Source organism: Nesterenkonia xinjiangensis (assembly GCF_013410745.1).
Classification (GTDB): Bacteria; Actinomycetota; Actinomycetes; order Actinomycetales; family Micrococcaceae; genus Nesterenkonia; species Nesterenkonia xinjiangensis.
Window position 1 is genome coordinate 1,429,224 of the sequence record NZ_JACCFY010000001.1, and the last position, 15,272, is coordinate 1,444,495.

Below are 15,272 nucleotides of genomic sequence, written 5' to 3' on the forward strand. Positions count from 1 at the left end.
GGACACTCTCCGACCGCGCGAACATCCCCGGAAAACCGGGGAACGCCAATTGAATCGTTTTTTTCCATGTCATCTGGGTATCAATCCATGCATCCTCACCCGTGGACGGCATCATGAGACCCCACTAGGCTCGGAGACGCAGCCCACGACGACCTCACCGAAGGCCCGCGCGGACTCACCCGCTCCACTGACTCCTCTGCTCACCCGCCCGTTCCGCCCCCCCCCCCACCCAGGAGAGAGATGGCCGAGAGTCTCCCCACCGTCGCAGGCATCGAGCTGCTGCTGACCTCCATGCCGTTCTCCGCCGCGCGCCGGGTGATCGGCGAGGAGTCGATCGACGAGTACAACGCCTCCTCCCACACCTTCACCCAGATGGAGTCCCTTCTGGTGAAGCTCACCGACTCCGATGGCGCCGTGGGATGGGGCGAGGCGTTCGGCCACCGGAGCAATCCGGCCACCTGGGCCGCGCTGGAGGGCATCGTCGCCCCGTTCCACCTCGGACGCCCCGCCGATCCGGCGACCGTCCGTCGAGATGCGGAATACGCGTTCCACGCATTCGGGCGCACGGGACCGGTGCATTTCGCCCTCTCCGCGGTGGACATCGCCCTGTGGGACCTGGCTGCCCAGCGTGCCGGGATGCCGCTGCGCCACCTCCTGACCCCGCAGCCCCGGGACACCATCGACTGCTATGCCTCCCTGGTCCACTACGGGGATGACCCGGTGGAGGTCGCCCACCACATCTCGCGAGCTCAGGAGGCCGGCTACGCCTCCTTCAAGCTGCACGAGTCCTCCCCCGAGGCCGTCGCGGCGGCCCGCGCCCAGGCCGGCCCGGAGGCAGGCCTGATGACTGACGTGAACTGCCGCTGGAATGAGTCCGAGGCCTCCGCGGCGCTGGAAGCCTTCGCCCCCGCAGATCTGCTCTGGCTGGAGGAGCCCGTGTTCCCCCCGGATGACACCGCCGCCCTCGCCCGGCTCAACGCCCGGCATGGCAGGATCTCCGCCGGGGAGAACGCCTCGGGGGTCCAGGGGATGGTGGAGCAGATGCGCGCCGGGGCTGTGGACTACGCTCAGCCCAGCGTGGGAAAGATCGGCGGGATCTCGGCGATGCGTGAGGTCCTCGCCGCCGGGGAGGAGACCGGAGTCGCCGTCGTCCCGCACTGCTTCTACTACGGGCCGGCGCTGAACGCCTCCGCGGAGCTGATCGCCACCCTCGGCGAGGAGGTGCGCCTGGAAGTGCCGTTCCTGCAGTGGCCGCAGCGACTGCACAGCCTGCACGGGGCCGGGCCGCGGATCACTCTCGGCGATGCCCCCGGGCTCGGCTTCGTCCCAGATGAGCGGGTGCTGAGCGAACACCTGGTGCGCCGGGCTGTGGTCCAGTCGTCGTAGAGTCATCAGCATGAGCCACCTCACAGCAGCACCGCGCATCGTCTGCGTCCCCGATTCGTTCAAGGGCTCCGCCAGCGCCGCCGAAGCTGCGGCAGCACTGGCCCGAGGCGCCCGGCAGGTCTTCCCCCAAGCGGAGATCATCGAGCTGCCCTTCGCCGACGGCGGCGAGGGCACCTTGGAGGCGCTGCTGGCGGTCTGGGGGCAGGAGGCCGAGCAGATCGAGGTGGTCGACGCCATCGGCCGCCCCGGCACCGCCCTGGTGGGCCGCTCGGCTGACGGCCGCACCGCGGTCCTCGAAGCAGCCCAGGGCAACGGCCTGCCTCAGGTCAGCGACGTGCCGCTGCAGCCCGGCCGGGCCGACACCTACGGAGTGGGGCTCATCGCAAGGCACCTCCTGGACAGCGGCCCTGAGGACGAGGAGCTGGCGGTGGGCGCCCGGGTGGAGGAGGTCCTCCTCTGCATCGGCGGTTCGGCCAGCACTGACGGGGGCACTGGACTCCTCCGCGCCCTGGGCGTGGAGTTCCTCGACGCCTCCGGCGCACCCGTGGCCCCCGGCGGACAGGGGCTGGCCCAGATCGCCTCGGTGGACACCACGGGGCTGCACCCTCGGGCCGCCGCGGTGCGCTGGAGGATCGCCGTGGACGTGGACAACCCGCTCACCGGCGCACGCGGCGCGGCCGCGGTGTTCGGCCCGCAGAAGGGCGCGGACGACGACGCCGTCGCGGCGCTCGACGCCGGGCTCTCCCACCTGGCCGTGGTGCTCGCCGCACACACCGGAGTCCCTGCAGAGCAGTACCGTCAGGCCCCGGGCTTCGGCGCGGCCGGCGGCATCCCGGTGGGGATGGTGAGCCTGCTCGACGCCGAGGTGGTGCCAGGCTCACAGATGGTCGGCGAGGCCGTGGGACTGGCTGAGACGCTGGCCGAGGCGGACATCGTGCTCACCGGGGAGGGCTCGCTGGATTCCCAGTCCCTGGGCGGGAAGGTGGTGGAGGCGGTGCGACGTCACGCGCCGCGGGCCGCCGCCGTCGTCGTCGTCGCCGGGACCGTGAAGCTCAGCGCGGCCGAATGCCGGCAGGCGGGGCTGACGGGGGCGTTCTCCATCGCCCCCGGCGCAGCCGCCCTGGAGGAGCTGCTGGAGCGGGCTCCGGAGCTGATCGAACAGAGCGCCGCCCAGGCCTGCGGACTGCTGGCCCACGGGGCGGGCTGACGCTCTTCTCAGGAGTGCTGCTCCACCCAGGTGGTCAGGGCGTCCATGTATTTGGCCGCCCGGCGGACCAGTGCCGCGTCGGCACCGTCCTCAGTGAAGGTGTCCCCGGTGACCTGCACGGCCATCAGCGGGGTCCCCATGAGCTTCACCCCGAGCAGGGGCAGGAAGCTGCGCAGCTGGGTCTGGCCGTTGATCGTGCCGAACCGACTCGGCGAGGCCCCCGCGATCCCCATCGGCGTGCCGGCCAGCACGCCCTGCTTCGGGGGCCGGGTGAGGATGTCGAGGGCGTTCTTCACCGGAGCGGGAAAGCTCTGGTTGTGCTCGGGGCTGACCAGCAGCAGACCGTCGACGGCGGCAGCCTCCTTTTTGAAGGCGGCCATCTCTTCAGGGAACTCCGCGTCAAGGTGCCGGTCATAGAGCGGCAGCGGCCGGATGTCGATCTCCATCAGCTCCGCGCGCTCGGGCGCCTGGGCCACAAGAAGCTCGGCGAGCTTCCTGTTCACCGAGTCCTCCGCGAAGCTGCCGACGATGTACCCGATCCGCACCATGGATGATCCTCCTCTGTCGGTGACGTGACTGACCTGGCCAGTCTCACATGACTGGCGCCACCGAGGAGAGCGGCATCTGGTGCGGACGGCCCCTCAGAGCCAGCGGAAGTCCGCCGAGCCGCCGACCCTCCAGCGCCTGGCCGTCTGCTCGGCCTCGAATCGCAGGTAGGCCTGCTCACGGGCGCGGGCGCGTCTGATCTCGCGGGCCAGCGCCCGACGACGCCGACGCCCCTCGCACCGCGTCTCTGGCGTCTCTGGCGTCTCTGGCGTCTCTGGCGTTTCAGGCGACCGGGACGGCACCGTCGACGTCTCCCGCCGGGGGTCGGGGGTCGGTGATATGCATCCGGCCTGTGGGTCTGCCGTGGACTCTCTCCGCATGGTTTCCGTCATGGAACTCACGCTACGGAGCAATGAGGTCAGATCCTGTCCTCAACCGGAGACAACACAGGGCGTCAACCGCGGGGCTTCATCCGTGCGGTCGGCAGCGCCGGGGCCGGCAGCGGCGCATCCTGGCCGGGCGGGAAGTCACCGAACTGCGGAAATGGGAGGCCGTCCTCATACGTCGCATCGGCGAGCGCCTCACGCAGCTCTCCCTGCAGAGGTGCCCCGAGTGCGGCATCCGCCCGCAGGCTCATCGGCGACCCCGGCGAGGGCTGCTCGAAACCCATCTCCGCCTGGTAGGCGGCCCGGTACGCGGCGACCTCCTCGTGGGATCGGCCTACGAAGTTCCACCACATGACGATCTGCTCATCCAGTGGCTCCCCGCCGATCAGCAGCGCCAGCACCGGCTCCGCACCGGCCTCGACCCGCAGCACGGTGGGACCGGCTCCGACCACGCCCAGATGGTCGGCTGGGATGTCGGCTCCGTGGAGGCGCACCGCGCCGCGGACCGAAAGCAGCCCGTGCTCATGACCGGGGGGCACCTCGATGTCCAGCACCGCCCCGGGCTCCAGTCGCAGCTCCGCGCCGGTCAGCGGGATATAGGTGCGCGCCGGGGAGCGGCTGCCCAGCAGCTCACCGAGGAAGACCTTCGCCTCCCAGCCTTCACCGGCGACGGTCTCCGGACGGTGCGCATCCAGGGAGGGCTCCACGAAGCGGTGCTCGTCCGGGAAGGCGTACCAGAGCTGCGCGCCGTGCAGCATCGTGGTGTCCGCCGCGGAGTGCTCGGAGTGACTGATGCCGCGGCCGGCGTTCATCAGGGCCAGCTCACCGGGCCGGACGGTGGCCCAATGTCCGGCGGAGTCGAGGTGGTCGATGCGCCCGGAGAAGAGCCAGGAGACGGTGGCCAGGCCGGTGTGCGGGTGGCGGGGGATGCGCATGGGCCCGGACTCGGTGACATCATGCGGTCCGAAGAAGTCCAGGAAGCACCAGGCACCGACCAGTGAGCGGGCGCGCTGGGGCAGAGTGCGGCGCACATTCATCGCCCGGGGACCACCCAGGGGGACATCGCGGGGCTCGAGCACCTCCACGCCCGTGTCAGCCACCGCGACGCCGTCCCGCAGCCCTCCGGAAGCCTGGGAACCGTTGACGCAGAGCTGCTCCTGCGGGTCACGCTCAGTGTTGCTCATGATGCCCCCTCCGCAGACCGGGAGATCCGGCCGTTTCAAATTTGAATGACACGTCCGTCTCCACTCTATCCAACCCCTCAAGGCGAGGGGAGTGCCAGGGCCCTTCGCCCTTCCCCAGGCTCCGACGTCGGCCGGCGGATCTCTCATCCTGCTCTCACCTTCAGCGCGCATTCTGGATGTCATGTGGAAACGAGTCCTCGTGGTCCTCGGTGCGGTCACGCTCATCGGCGCCGCACTGCTGGGTGTGCGCGCCTTCCAGCTGGCCACGGAACCGGCCAGCCTGCCCACTGAGATCCTCGACGTCGAGCGTCGACTCGATCCTTCCCGCTCGGTGACGGACGACCAAGCCCACCGGGAGCCGGGGGACCCTCCTTCCGCACCCGAAGCCTCCCCCTCCCCTTCTCCCGAGCAGCCCGAGGTGGCCGAGCAGACCCCGGCGGAGCAGTCCCAGATTCCCCAGCCGGCGCCCCAGTGGGACGACGATGACTGGGACGACGACGACTGGGACGACGACGACTGGGACGACGACTGGGACGACGACGACTGGGACGACGATGACGACGACTGAGCCTGTCCCGCCCGCCGCCGGCCCCCGGCTCAAGCTGGTGACCTGGAGCCTGCTGATCAGCGCCCTCGCCCTGGGCGCGACCCTGGTGGCCGGGCGCACCGTACTGCTGGTGCAGGTGGGCCAGCAGGCCGATGAGACCATCACCCAGGAGGTGCAGTCCTTCATCGGCTTCGTCGAGGGCTCTCACCACATCGGCAACGGCGAGGAGGAGCAGTTCGCCTCCGAGGCCGAGCTGATGCGCAGCTTCCTGGCCCGGCAGACGCCGGAAAGCCACGAGGCGCTGATCGCCCTCTCCGACGGAGAAGTGATGCTTCTGGACAATGCGCGGCACGACGCCGGCCTCCGCTTCGCCGAGTCAGAGACCGCCATGGACGCCGTGCTCTCCGCCGAGGCCAGCTCCGGGGCCCTGCACACCGACGGCTTCGGAGAGGTCCGTTGGGGCCGGGTGACCACCGACCAGGATGGAGCGTTCCTGGTCCTGCACTTCACCACCCCGGCCGAGGCTGACGTGCAGACCACCACCGCCACCTTCGCCCGGCTCGGCGCCGCGTCCCTGCTCCTGGCGGCGACCCTGGCCTGGCTCACCTCCCGCTGGAACGGCACACCGCCGGCGCAGCGGTCCACCACCGTGGAGGCACAGGTACCGAGACGCTCGGATCCCCTGCCCCCTCCCCCGGACATCCACCCGCAGGCCACGACTGCGGCCCGGCTGCTGCTGGGGGTCCAGCGCGAGGCCGCTGTGACACACCCTCAGCGGCGGTTCCTGCTCGCCACGGAACCCCTCCAGAACCCTGACGTCGTCGAGACGGCCCTCCGGAGTGAGGCGTCGGTCGTCCGGGTGCTCGGAGAGCTCGCCCAGATCGAGGCAGAGGTCGACGCCGACGCCGTCCACACCGGCATGCTGGCGCTGGTCGACCATGCACTGGGCACCGAGAGCAGCCGCTCCACAGCACCCGTGGACGCCGCCGTGGTCCTCACCGCCGGCACAGTGGCCGCGCAGCAGGATTCACCGAGCAGACTGCGGCTGACGGTCCGCAGCCTCACTCCACAGACCCCCGACCCGGAGCCCGGCGCGACGGCGGCCGTCCCCGCCGGACGCGCCACGACGACCCGACTCAGCCACACTGCGATCAGCAGCGCGGAGGCTGCCCGCCCGTCCCCATCGGGCGCCTTCGGCAGCTGGGAGATGGCCGAGCAGGTCGCCGCTGCCCACCAGGGATGGTGCTGGCGGGACTCCGGGTCGGGCCCGACCACGAGGATCGGCATGGATCTGCCGCTCTCCGCGTCCGACGCGGCGGGCGCTGCCGCTGGGCTTGGGGCTGATGCAGGGGCCATGTAGCCTCTCATGATCATGGGACGGACGCGCGACGACGGCACCGAGGGCGGGCCACGGCGTGGCCGTCGGGTGACCATCTCAGACGTCGCCCACCACGCCGGAGTCTCGACGGCGGCGGTCTCGAAGGTGCTCCGCTCGGCCTATGGGGTCAGTGATGAGATGCGGCAGAAGGTCCGCGCCTCCGTCCAGGAGCTGGGCTACCGGCCGCATGCCGGCGCTCGGGCCATGCGCGGCCGCTCCTACACGATCGGCGTGATGCTGCTAGACCTCGCCGCGCAGTTCCAGCCCGAGATCGTCCAGGGCATCAGCGCCCATCTCGCGGACACCCCCTACCAGGAGATCCTCATCACCGGGGGCATAGATCCCGAGCGGCAGAAGCGCGCGATCGAGGCCCTGACTGATCGCCAGGTGGACGGGCTGATCGTCATCACCCCCAGCATGGAGCCGGAGTGGCTGGAGGACCTCGGCCGACGGCTTCCGTTGGTGACGGTGGCACGGCATGGAGGCTCCCAGCACTTCGACTCCGTGGTCACCGACGACCATCTGGGTGCCCGGCTGGTGGTCGACCACCTCGCCGCGCTCGGCCATGAGCGGATCATGCACATCACCGCCCCCATCGAGGGCCTGCAGCGTCCCTCGGTGCTCTCCCAGACCCCTCGCCTGGACGGCTACCTGGACGCCATGGCCCGCCACGGGCTGACTCCGCAGGTGATCGAGTCCGACTATTCCGAGGCAGGCGGCCACACCGCGACGCTCCAGGCGCTGCGCGGTGCGGCACCGCCCAGCGCCATCTTCGCCGGTGCGGACGGCAGCGCGCTGGGCGCGCTGCGGGCCGCGGAGGAACTCGGCGTCGACGTCCCGCGCGACCTCTCCGTGGTGGGCTTCGACAACACCTTCGTCTCCGGCATCGGCCGCATCTCGCTGAGCACCGTGGATCAGGACGGCGCCACCACCGGAGCGATCAGCGCGGATCTGCTGCTGCAGCGCCTCGGTGGCCGATCCGAGCCGATGCGTCGGGTGATCGTGCCCGAGCTGGTGACGCGCGGGACCAGCGCCCCACCCCGCTGACCTGGACATTCTCCAGCGCGCCCCACGTACCTGATGAAACGATTCATGTCGCATTTTGTAAAACGTTCTACATGCTCGTACGCTGGGTGATCACGCACACGTGACCAACCTCACCGGGTGACATCTCGCACCCGCTCCTCCAGGAGTTCCCCATGCCACTGACTACCATGACCCCTGAGCGTCGCCGCGCCTGGTGGACCGCCGGCGTCGCCGGCATGGCGTCGTACCTCGACGCCGGCGCGATCGTCACCACCGGCACCGCCCTGGTGCTCTATCAGGACGAGCTCGGCATCACCTCGGGCCAGTTCGGCCAGCTCTCCGCCCTGCTGATGGTCATGATCGGTATCGGCGCCCTGATCGGCGGCAATCTCTCCGACCGCTTCGGCCGCCGCCGGGTCTTCACCCTGACGATCATGATGTACGCGGTCGGGGCGCTGGTCCTCGTCGCCGCCCCCGGCGTAGAGGCGCTCTACGTGGGGATCCTGCTGCTGGGCTTCGCCTCCGGCGCGGACCTGCCGCCGTCGCTGGCGATGATCGCCGAGTCCGCCCCGGAGAACGACGAGGGCAAGATGGTCGCCTTCTCCCATGTGCTGTGGATGATCGCCATCCCCGTGGTGAGCGTCTTCGGCATCATCGTCGGGGACATGGGGGCCACCGGTGCCCGCATCATGTACGGGCACCTGCTGGTCGTGGCGCTGATCGTGCTCGCGCTGCGCATGCGGCTGCCCGAATCCCCCCTCTGGATGCGTCGGCAGGTCGCAGTGCAGACCGGCACCGTGGACCGCTCCAGCCTCAAGGACCTGTTCTCCCGCCGGTGGCTGCCCGCACTCACCGGTGTCGCGCTGTTCTACGCGATCACCAACATCGCGGCCAACACGAACGGCCAGTTCTCCACCTACATGTATGTCAACGTGGCCGGCGCCGATGTCTCCACCGCCTCCGCGATGAGCCTGGTCGGCCTGGCCTGCAGCATTGCGGCCTCGCTGTTCCTGATGCGGATCGTGGACACCCGGTACCGGATGCTCGGCTTCGCGCTGGGCACCGTGACCGCCGTGATCGCCTGCCTCGTCCCGGCCGTGGTCGGCGTCTCCATCCTGGCGCTGGTGCTCTTCGGCGTGGTCTACGGCATCGCGGGGATCGTCTCCGGAGAACCGATGTTCAAGGTGTGGTCCCAGGAGCTGATCCCCACCGCGCACCGCAGCACCGCCCAGGGCATCAGCATCGCCTTCGCGCGGGTGGTGGCCGCCGGCGTGGGCCTCTTCACCCCGCTGATCCTGGACCAGTCCGCCGAACTGATGTTCCTCTTCCTGGCCGCGGTGATCCTGGTGGCCGGACTCATCGGGTTCTTCTGGGTGGCGCGCCGCCCGAAGGTCCTGCAGTCTGAGAAGGACGCCGACACCCCGGCCGCAGATGCCTCCAGCCATGATCTCCGGCCTGCCACCTCCAACGCGCCGACCATCCACAGCTGACCCTAAGCGTCGCTGATCCCCCCCCCAGACGCCGCCGACCCCACCGATCGCGAGGACCTCATGACCCAGCACACCACCGACACACGCACAGCCCCCGCGCCGGGTGAAGGGGCCCGCCCCGCCGCCGGGCTTCCGCCGCTGACCACCCGCGCCATCACTCCGGCCGCCCCACTGGACTCGGCCCCACGGTTCCGGAAGATGTTCACCCTGGAGGCCGGCCACGGCGAGGTCCTGCGGGCCACTCTGCGGGCGAGTGCGCTGGGCGTCTACGAGGCCCAGCTCGACGGCGTCCCGGTCAGCGAGGACGTGCTGGCCCCCGGCTGGTCCAGCTACGAGTGGAGGCTGCGGTACCAGACCTATGACATCACCGCCGAGCTGCAGGGCTCCGCGGACGTCCGCCACGAGCATGTGCTGAGCGCCACCGTGGGCAACGGCTGGTACCTGGGCCAGCTCGGCTGGCAGGAGCGCCGGAGGCTCTACGGCGAGCACCGCGGGCTGATCATGCAGCTGGACGTGGAGTACGACGACGGCCACATCCAGTCCGTCGCCACCGACGAGTCCTGGTCCGCCTCCGGATCCGAGATCCTCTCCGACGACCTCTACGACGGGCAGACCATCGACGCACGCAGACGCGGGGAGGACCCCACCGAGGTCCCGGTGCGCACCCTCGGTTTCGACGCCGAGCTGGTGGAGCCGACCGGCCCGCCGGTGCGCCGCCAGCAGGAGATTCCCCCGCAGCGCATCTGGACCTCCCCGAGCGGGAAGACCCTGGTGGACTTCGGGCAGAACCTGGTCGGCTGGCTCCGACTGTCCGCCTCGGGGGCCCGCGGGGAGACCATCACCGTGAAGCATGCCGAGGTGCTCGAGCAGGACGAGCTGGGCACCCGTCCGCTGCGGCACGCTGATGCCACCGACCGCTTCGTCCTCTCCGGCGGCGAGGACACCTTCGAGCCCACGTTCACGTTCCACGGGTTCCGCTATGCCGAGGTGACCGGCTACCCCGGCGAGCTGTCCGCAGACGCGCTGACCGCCGTCGTCGTGCACTCCGAGATGCCGCGCACCGGGACCTTCCGCACCTCGCACCAGCTGGTGAACCGGCTGCACGAGAATGTGGTGTGGGGACTGCGCGGGAACTTCCTGGACGTGCCCACCGACTGCCCGCAGCGCGACGAGCGGCTGGGCTGGACCGGTGACATCGCCGTCTTCGCACCGGCGGCGGCGCATCTGTACGACGTTCACGGCTTCCTGGCGGACTGGCTGCAAGACCTCGACGCCGAGCAGCGGGCAGCCGCCGGGTTCGTGCCCTATGTGGTGCCGGATGCCTTGAAGTACCAGGACATGCCGGAGGAGTTCCAGCCCGTGGAGTCGGCCGCCATCTGGTCCGATGCGGCGGTGTGGGTGCCGTGGGCGCTGTGGGAGGCCTCCGGGGAGGCCGACGTCCTGGCCGCCCAGTACGACTCGATGACCGCGCATCTGCGCCGCGTGGAGTCCCGGCTCTCGCCGACCGGGCTGTGGGATCAGGACTTTCAGTTCGGCGACTGGCTGGACCCTGACGCCTCACCCCACGAGCCCTGGAACGCCAAGGCCGACCGTGCGGTGGTGGCCACTGCCTGCGTGGTCCGCACCGCCCGCATGGTCGCCGAGACGGCACAGATCCTGGGCCGCGACGACGATGCCGCCACCTTCCGTGCACTGGCCGATCGCGTTCAGGCCGCGTACCTGGAGCACTATGTGGACGCCGAGGGGCGCATCCGCTCGGACTCCACCACCGTCTACACCCTGGCGATCGTCTTCGACCTGCTGGACGAGACACGGCGTGCCGCCGCCGGCGAGCGCCTGGCCGAGCTGGTGCGCCAGGCGAAGTTCCGGGTGTCCACCGGCTTCGCCGGCACTCCGTACATCACCGAGGCTCTGAGCAGCACCGGGCACACCGAGGAGGCCTACGGACTGCTGCTGGAGACCGGCTGCCCGTCCTGGCTGTACCCGGTGACCATGGGTGCCACCACCATCTGGGAGCGCTGGGACTCCATGCTGCCGGACGGGACCATCAACCCTGGAGAGATGACCAGCTTCAACCACTACGCGCTGGGGTCAGTGGCCGCCTGGATGCATCGGGTGGTCGGCGGCCTGGCTCCGGCGGAACCGGGCTATGCGCGGGTGCGGGTGGCCCCGCAGCCTCCCGTCGGGGTCTTCGCCGAGGAGATCACCTGGGCGGAGACCACGCAGCAGACGCCCCATGGGCTGGTCACAGTGGCCTGGCGGCGCGAGGGGCAGGCGCTGGTGCTGACGGTGGAGCTCCCGGAGGGGGTCGAGGCCGATGTCGACGTCTCCTCCACGTTCCCCGGCGCGGAGACGCAGGTGATCGGCGCGGGGAGGCACGAGCTGCGGTTCGGCTGAGCGGAGGCGATCACCAGTCGTGGATGGTGCCGTCGGCGAGGCGGTTGTACGGCAGGTAGGCCTGCTCGTACGGATACTTGCCCGCCTCGTCGACGTCGAGCTCGACGCCGAGGCCGGGCTTGGTGCCCGGGTGCAGCAGCCCGTTCTCCCACGTGTACGACTGGTGGAACACCTCGTTCGTCTTGGCACCGTGCTGCATGTACTCCTGGATCCCAAAGTTGTGGATCGCGAGCCCCACGTGCGCCTGGGCGGCCATACCGACCGGCGAGATGTCGGTCGGGCCGTGGAAGCCCGACTTCACCTGGTACATGGCGGCGTAGTCCATCGTCTTCTTCAGCGGCGTGATGCCGCCCATGTGCGTGACGGCGCCACGCATGTAGTCGATGAGCTGCTCGCGGATGAGGTCCTTGAAGTCCCAGATCGTGTTGAAGACCTCTCCGATGGCGAGCGGCGTCGTCGTGTGCTGGCGCACGAGTCGCAGCGACTCCTGGTTCTCGGCGGGCGTGCAGTCCTCGAGCCAGAACAGGTCGTACGGCTCGAGCTCCTTGCCGAGCTTCGCCGCCTGGATCGGCGTCAGGCGGTGATGCCCGTCGTGCAGGAGCGGGATCTCGGGGCCGAACTCGTTCCGCACCGCCTCGAACACTCCGGGGAGGTGCCTGAGGTACGCCCGCGTGTCCCAGTCCTCCTGCACGGGGAGGGCCCCACGGCGAGCGGGCTCGTGGTCATAGCGGGCCTCTCCTCCGCCCGCGTCGGCGGACTGTGACGCGATCCCGTAGATGGCCTTCAGCCCTGGGACGCCCGTCTGGATCCGGATCGCCCGGTATCCCTCGTCGAGGTGCTCGCGCACGGAGTCGAACAGCTCGGGCAGCTCCTTGCCAGAGGCATGCCCGTACGCCAGCAGCCCCTGGCGGGAGGCCCCTCCGAGCAGCTGGTAGACGGGAAGCCCGGCCGCTTTGCCCTTGAGGTCCCAGAGGGCCATGTCCACTGCGGCGACCGCCGCCATGGTGACCGGTCCGCGCCGCCAATAGGCGGAGCGATAGAGAAACTGCCAGGTGTCCTCGATGCGATGGGCATCGCGCCCCAGGAGCAGCGGCACCACGTGCTCCTTCAGATAGGCGACCACGGCGAGCTCGCGTCCGTTGAGGGTAGCGTCACCGAGCCCGGTGAGACCGTCCTCGGTGGTGAGCTTCAACGTCACGAAGTTCCGGTCCGGACTGGTGACGATGACCTCGGCCTTGTCGATGCGCATGGTCGGTTCCGCTCCTCATGTCATGGGGCATGTCCTGGGGCGTGGGCGCGGCAGACCTACGGGCACGCCTGGGTGACACCACGGTACTACGTGACAGAAGACACAGGCTTCTCGACGCTGACCGCGGCAAGACCCGGCGGGCCTCCGACCCCGTGGGCGTTGTCCGGCAGGCCGGCGCGTCAGCAGTCACCGGCCTGGTGTCACGACGACGGCGGCCCGCCTCCCCGAGTGGGGAAGCGGGCCGCCGTCGTGCAGAGGGTCGGTCAGTCGTCGCTGACGACGACCTTGACCTCGATGTTCCCACGCGTGGCGTTGGAGTACGGGCACACCTCGTGGGCCTTGTCGGCCAGCTTCTGCGCCTCGTCCTGCGGCAGGTTGGGCACGACGACCTCGAGGGTGACCCCGAGACCGAAGCCGCCCTCGGGCAGCTTGCCGATGCCGACCTTGGCACCCACGGAGGAGTCGCCCAGCTCGGCCTTCTCCTGGCCGGCGACCAGCTGCAGGGCACCGTGGAAGCAGGCGGCGTACCCTGCGGCGAAGAGCTGCTCCGGGTTGGCTCCTTCACCCGATCCGCCCATGGCCTGCGGTGCGGCCAGGGCGAGGTCGATGCGGCCGTCGTCGGTCCGGGTGTGGCCGTTGCGTCCAGCTCCGGCAGCGATGGCCTCTGCGGTGTACAGGGTCTCCATTGGTGATGTCCTCTCAGTCGACGATCAGTCCACCCTCAGCCCAACACATCGTCCTGGGCTTGGCCAGGGGTTTCGCTGCGTATTCGCTCAGAGCTGTCATCTGTTCAGCCGGCCCTCCCCCGGTGCTGCGTCATGTCGCCCCGTCATGTCGCCCCGTCATGTCGCCCCGTCATGTCGCCACGGCGGTGCGCCCCGATGCCGCGCGGGGGCCTCTCGGCAGGCAGAATAGGGGACCATGCATTCCGACGACGTCGCCCGCCTCGAGCCCGGACACCAGCGCGAGATCAGCGAGGGGTTGCACGCCCGGTTCGCTGAGCAGTTCGGGCGGCGGGCCGACGGCGTCTGGTTCGCCCCGGGGCGCGCGAACCTCAACGGCGAGCACGTGGACTTCCACGGGGGCCACTGCCTGCCGATGGCGCTGGCGCACGGCACCTATGTGGCCGCCGCCCCCCGGGAGGACGGCCTGCTGCGGCTGCGGACCCTGGACCCCGGGCTCGACGACGGGATCCAGACGGTGAGCATCGCGGCGATCGACGCCCTGGTGCGCGCCGACGCCGGCGAGGGCAGCGCCGGGGAGGCACCGCCCATCACGGATGTGCACTCGATCGTGCCGGGGGTGACCTCCGGCTGGACCCACTACGTGGCCGGAACCCTGTGGGCGCTGCAGCAGCTGGGCGGAGAGCTCCCGGAGCTGGCGGTGCGTCAGGGCTTCGGTGCGGACCTGCTGATCTCCTCCACGCTGCCGATCGGCGGCGGACTGTCCTCCTCGGCGGCGCTGGAGTGCTCGGCGATGCTGGCGTTCGTGGCACTGGCCACCCCGCTGGGGGAGCAGAATCCAGGCCCGGCACTGGGTGCGGCTCTGGACGATGCGCTGCGCGCCCGTCTTGCGGCGGCCTGCATGCGGGCCGAGGTGGAGGTGGTCGGCGCCGGCACCGGAGGCCTGGATCAGACGGTGAGCCTGCGCGGACGAGCCGATCATCTGGTCTCCCTGGACTGCCGGAACTTCTCTGTGGAGCACCGGCCCACCTCGCGGCTCCTGGGGGAGCACACGTTCCTGGCGATCGACACCCAGCAGGCGCACTGGCTGGGCGATGGTCAGTTCGACGACCGGCGCGCCGACTCCGAGGCGGCGATGCGCCTGCTCGGGGCGGACCAGCTGCGGGACGTGCTCCCGGAGAGCCCGCACCCCGGTGACGTCGACGCCGGCCTGGCCCGGTTCGACACGCTGACCGGCGGCGCAGAGGCGATCGAGGGTCGCCGCACCTCCGCATGTCGGAGGCGGCTGCGCCATGCGCTGACCGAGATGCTGCGCTCCGAGCAGCTGGACCGGATCCTGGGCGACGAGAAGCTGGAACCCAGTGCCGGGGCGCAGCAGGTCGGGCACATCCTGGATGCCGGCCACGCCTCCATGCGCGACGACGCCCAGGTCTCCTTTCCCGCGGCGGATGCGATCGTGGAGTCCGCCCGTGCCGCCGGGGCGCTGGGCGCCCGGCTGATCGGCGGCGGATTCGGCGGCTCCGTCCTGGTGCTGGTCCCGAGGAGCCGAGAGGACGACGTCGTACAGGCTGTGCACCGGATGTGCGTGGAGCAGGGATTCACCGCCCCGAGGTTCCTGCACGTGGCGCCGTCCGCGGCGGCACGCCCGGTGGGGTGATCTCGGTGCGGGCCGGGACATTGCGCCCTCTGGTCCGCACTCCATCGAGCCAGCCCGTCCGCAGGAATCTTGGGGGCCTCCGCGCACTGATGCCGGGGAGCGCCGTCTCAGCCTGACGCAGCGTCCGGTCCCATAC

Annotated in this window: 12 protein-coding genes; 8 read left to right on the forward strand and 4 right to left on the reverse strand. The window is 70.3% G+C overall.

The annotated features are described in order from the left end of the window. The first annotated feature begins 240 nt into the window (after positions 1-240). Both HNR09_RS06525 and HNR09_RS06530 read left to right on the forward strand, forming a co-directional pair. The gene (locus HNR09_RS06525) at positions 241-1,386 is read left to right on the forward strand and encodes a mandelate racemase/muconate lactonizing enzyme family protein (RefSeq protein ID WP_179541304.1); all 1,146 of its coding nucleotides are present in this window, start codon (positions 241-243) and stop codon (positions 1,384-1,386) included. Between the two features lie 10 nt (positions 1,387-1,396). Next, positions 1,397-2,593 (forward strand): glycerate kinase, encoded by a 1,197-nt coding sequence (locus HNR09_RS06530; protein WP_179541305.1) that lies wholly within the window; start codon positions 1,397-1,399, stop codon positions 2,591-2,593. Positions 2,594-2,601: 8 nt separating this feature from the next. Here HNR09_RS06530 and HNR09_RS06535 read toward each other — a convergent pair whose 3' ends face one another. Further along, positions 2,602-3,141, reverse strand: coding sequence for an NADPH-dependent FMN reductase (locus tag HNR09_RS06535; protein ID WP_179541306.1), 540 nt, complete (start codon positions 3,139-3,141; stop codon positions 2,602-2,604). A gap of 452 nt (positions 3,142-3,593) precedes the next feature. Then, positions 3,594-4,709 (reverse strand): pirin family protein, encoded by a 1,116-nt coding sequence (locus HNR09_RS06540; protein WP_179541307.1) that lies wholly within the window; start codon positions 4,707-4,709, stop codon positions 3,594-3,596. A gap of 181 nt (positions 4,710-4,890) precedes the next feature. On the opposite strand from HNR09_RS06540, the gene HNR09_RS06545 reads away from it, so the two are divergent. The 5 genes from HNR09_RS06545 to HNR09_RS06565 all read left to right on the forward strand — a co-directional run bounded on the left by HNR09_RS06545 (position 4,891) and on the right by HNR09_RS06565 (position 11,547). Beyond that, a complete protein-coding gene (locus HNR09_RS06545) occupies positions 4,891-5,277 on the forward strand; it encodes a hypothetical protein (RefSeq protein ID WP_179541308.1) in 387 nt (128 codons plus the stop codon). Further along, positions 5,264-6,616, forward strand: a complete 1,353-nt coding sequence (locus HNR09_RS06550) for a hypothetical protein (protein WP_179540182.1) — start codon at positions 5,264-5,266, stop codon at positions 6,614-6,616. The genes HNR09_RS06545 and HNR09_RS06550 overlap by 14 nt, the downstream gene beginning before the upstream one ends. Before the next feature lie 12 nt (positions 6,617-6,628). After that, the gene (locus HNR09_RS06555) at positions 6,629-7,681 is read left to right on the forward strand and encodes a LacI family DNA-binding transcriptional regulator (protein ID WP_179541309.1); all 1,053 of its coding nucleotides are present in this window, start codon (positions 6,629-6,631) and stop codon (positions 7,679-7,681) included. A gap of 152 nt (positions 7,682-7,833) precedes the next feature. Further along, positions 7,834-9,150, forward strand: coding sequence for an MFS transporter (locus tag HNR09_RS06560; RefSeq protein WP_179541310.1), 1,317 nt, complete (start codon positions 7,834-7,836; stop codon positions 9,148-9,150). A 60-nt stretch (positions 9,151-9,210) separates the two neighbouring features. Continuing rightward, the gene (locus HNR09_RS06565; RefSeq protein ID WP_179541311.1) at positions 9,211-11,547 is read left to right on the forward strand and encodes a family 78 glycoside hydrolase catalytic domain; all 2,337 of its coding nucleotides are present in this window, start codon (positions 9,211-9,213) and stop codon (positions 11,545-11,547) included. Between the two features lie 10 nt (positions 11,548-11,557). On the opposite strand, the gene manD is transcribed toward HNR09_RS06565, so the two are convergent. Together manD and HNR09_RS06575 are read right to left on the reverse strand one after the other, a co-directional pair. Beyond that, entirely contained in the window at positions 11,558-12,796 is a 1,239-nt protein-coding gene (gene manD / locus HNR09_RS06570; protein WP_179541312.1) for a D-mannonate dehydratase ManD, read from the reverse strand. Between the two features lie 263 nt (positions 12,797-13,059). Continuing rightward, on the reverse strand, positions 13,060-13,482 hold the full coding sequence (locus tag HNR09_RS06575) for an organic hydroperoxide resistance protein (protein ID WP_179541313.1): 423 nt from the start codon (positions 13,480-13,482) through the stop codon (positions 13,060-13,062). A gap of 235 nt (positions 13,483-13,717) precedes the next feature. Between HNR09_RS06575 and HNR09_RS06580 the strand changes: the two genes are divergently transcribed. After that, positions 13,718-15,136 (forward strand): galactokinase, encoded by a 1,419-nt coding sequence (locus HNR09_RS06580; protein WP_179541314.1) that lies wholly within the window; start codon positions 13,718-13,720, stop codon positions 15,134-15,136. The last annotated feature ends 136 nt before the right edge of the window (positions 15,137-15,272 follow it).

Excerpts from the sequence above, each read along its gene's own strand:
- HNR09_RS06575 (WP_179541313.1), bottom strand. The coding sequence starts at position 13,482 with ATGGAGACCCTGTACACCGCAGAGGCCATCGCTGCCGGAGCTGGACGC.
- HNR09_RS06535 (WP_179541306.1), bottom strand. The coding sequence starts at position 3,141 with ATGGTGCGGATCGGGTACATCGTCGGCAGCTTCGCGGAGGACTCGGTG.
- HNR09_RS06560 (WP_179541310.1), top strand. The coding sequence starts at position 7,834 with ATGCCACTGACTACCATGACCCCTGAGCGTCGCCGCGCCTGGTGGACC.
- HNR09_RS06540 (WP_179541307.1), bottom strand. The coding sequence starts at position 4,709 with ATGAGCAACACTGAGCGTGACCCGCAGGAGCAGCTCTGCGTCAACGGT.
- HNR09_RS06550 (WP_179540182.1), top strand. The coding sequence starts at position 5,264 with ATGACGACGACTGAGCCTGTCCCGCCCGCCGCCGGCCCCCGGCTCAAG.
- HNR09_RS06565 (WP_179541311.1), top strand. The coding sequence starts at position 9,211 with ATGACCCAGCACACCACCGACACACGCACAGCCCCCGCGCCGGGTGAA.
- HNR09_RS06525 (WP_179541304.1), top strand. The coding sequence starts at position 241 with ATGGCCGAGAGTCTCCCCACCGTCGCAGGCATCGAGCTGCTGCTGACC.
- HNR09_RS06580 (WP_179541314.1), top strand. The coding sequence starts at position 13,718 with ATGCATTCCGACGACGTCGCCCGCCTCGAGCCCGGACACCAGCGCGAG.
- HNR09_RS06555 (WP_179541309.1), top strand. The coding sequence starts at position 6,629 with ATGGGACGGACGCGCGACGACGGCACCGAGGGCGGGCCACGGCGTGGC.
- HNR09_RS06530 (WP_179541305.1), top strand. The coding sequence starts at position 1,397 with ATGAGCCACCTCACAGCAGCACCGCGCATCGTCTGCGTCCCCGATTCG.
- HNR09_RS06545 (WP_179541308.1), top strand. The coding sequence starts at position 4,891 with ATGTGGAAACGAGTCCTCGTGGTCCTCGGTGCGGTCACGCTCATCGGC.
- manD (WP_179541312.1), bottom strand. The coding sequence starts at position 12,796 with ATGCGCATCGACAAGGCCGAGGTCATCGTCACCAGTCCGGACCGGAAC.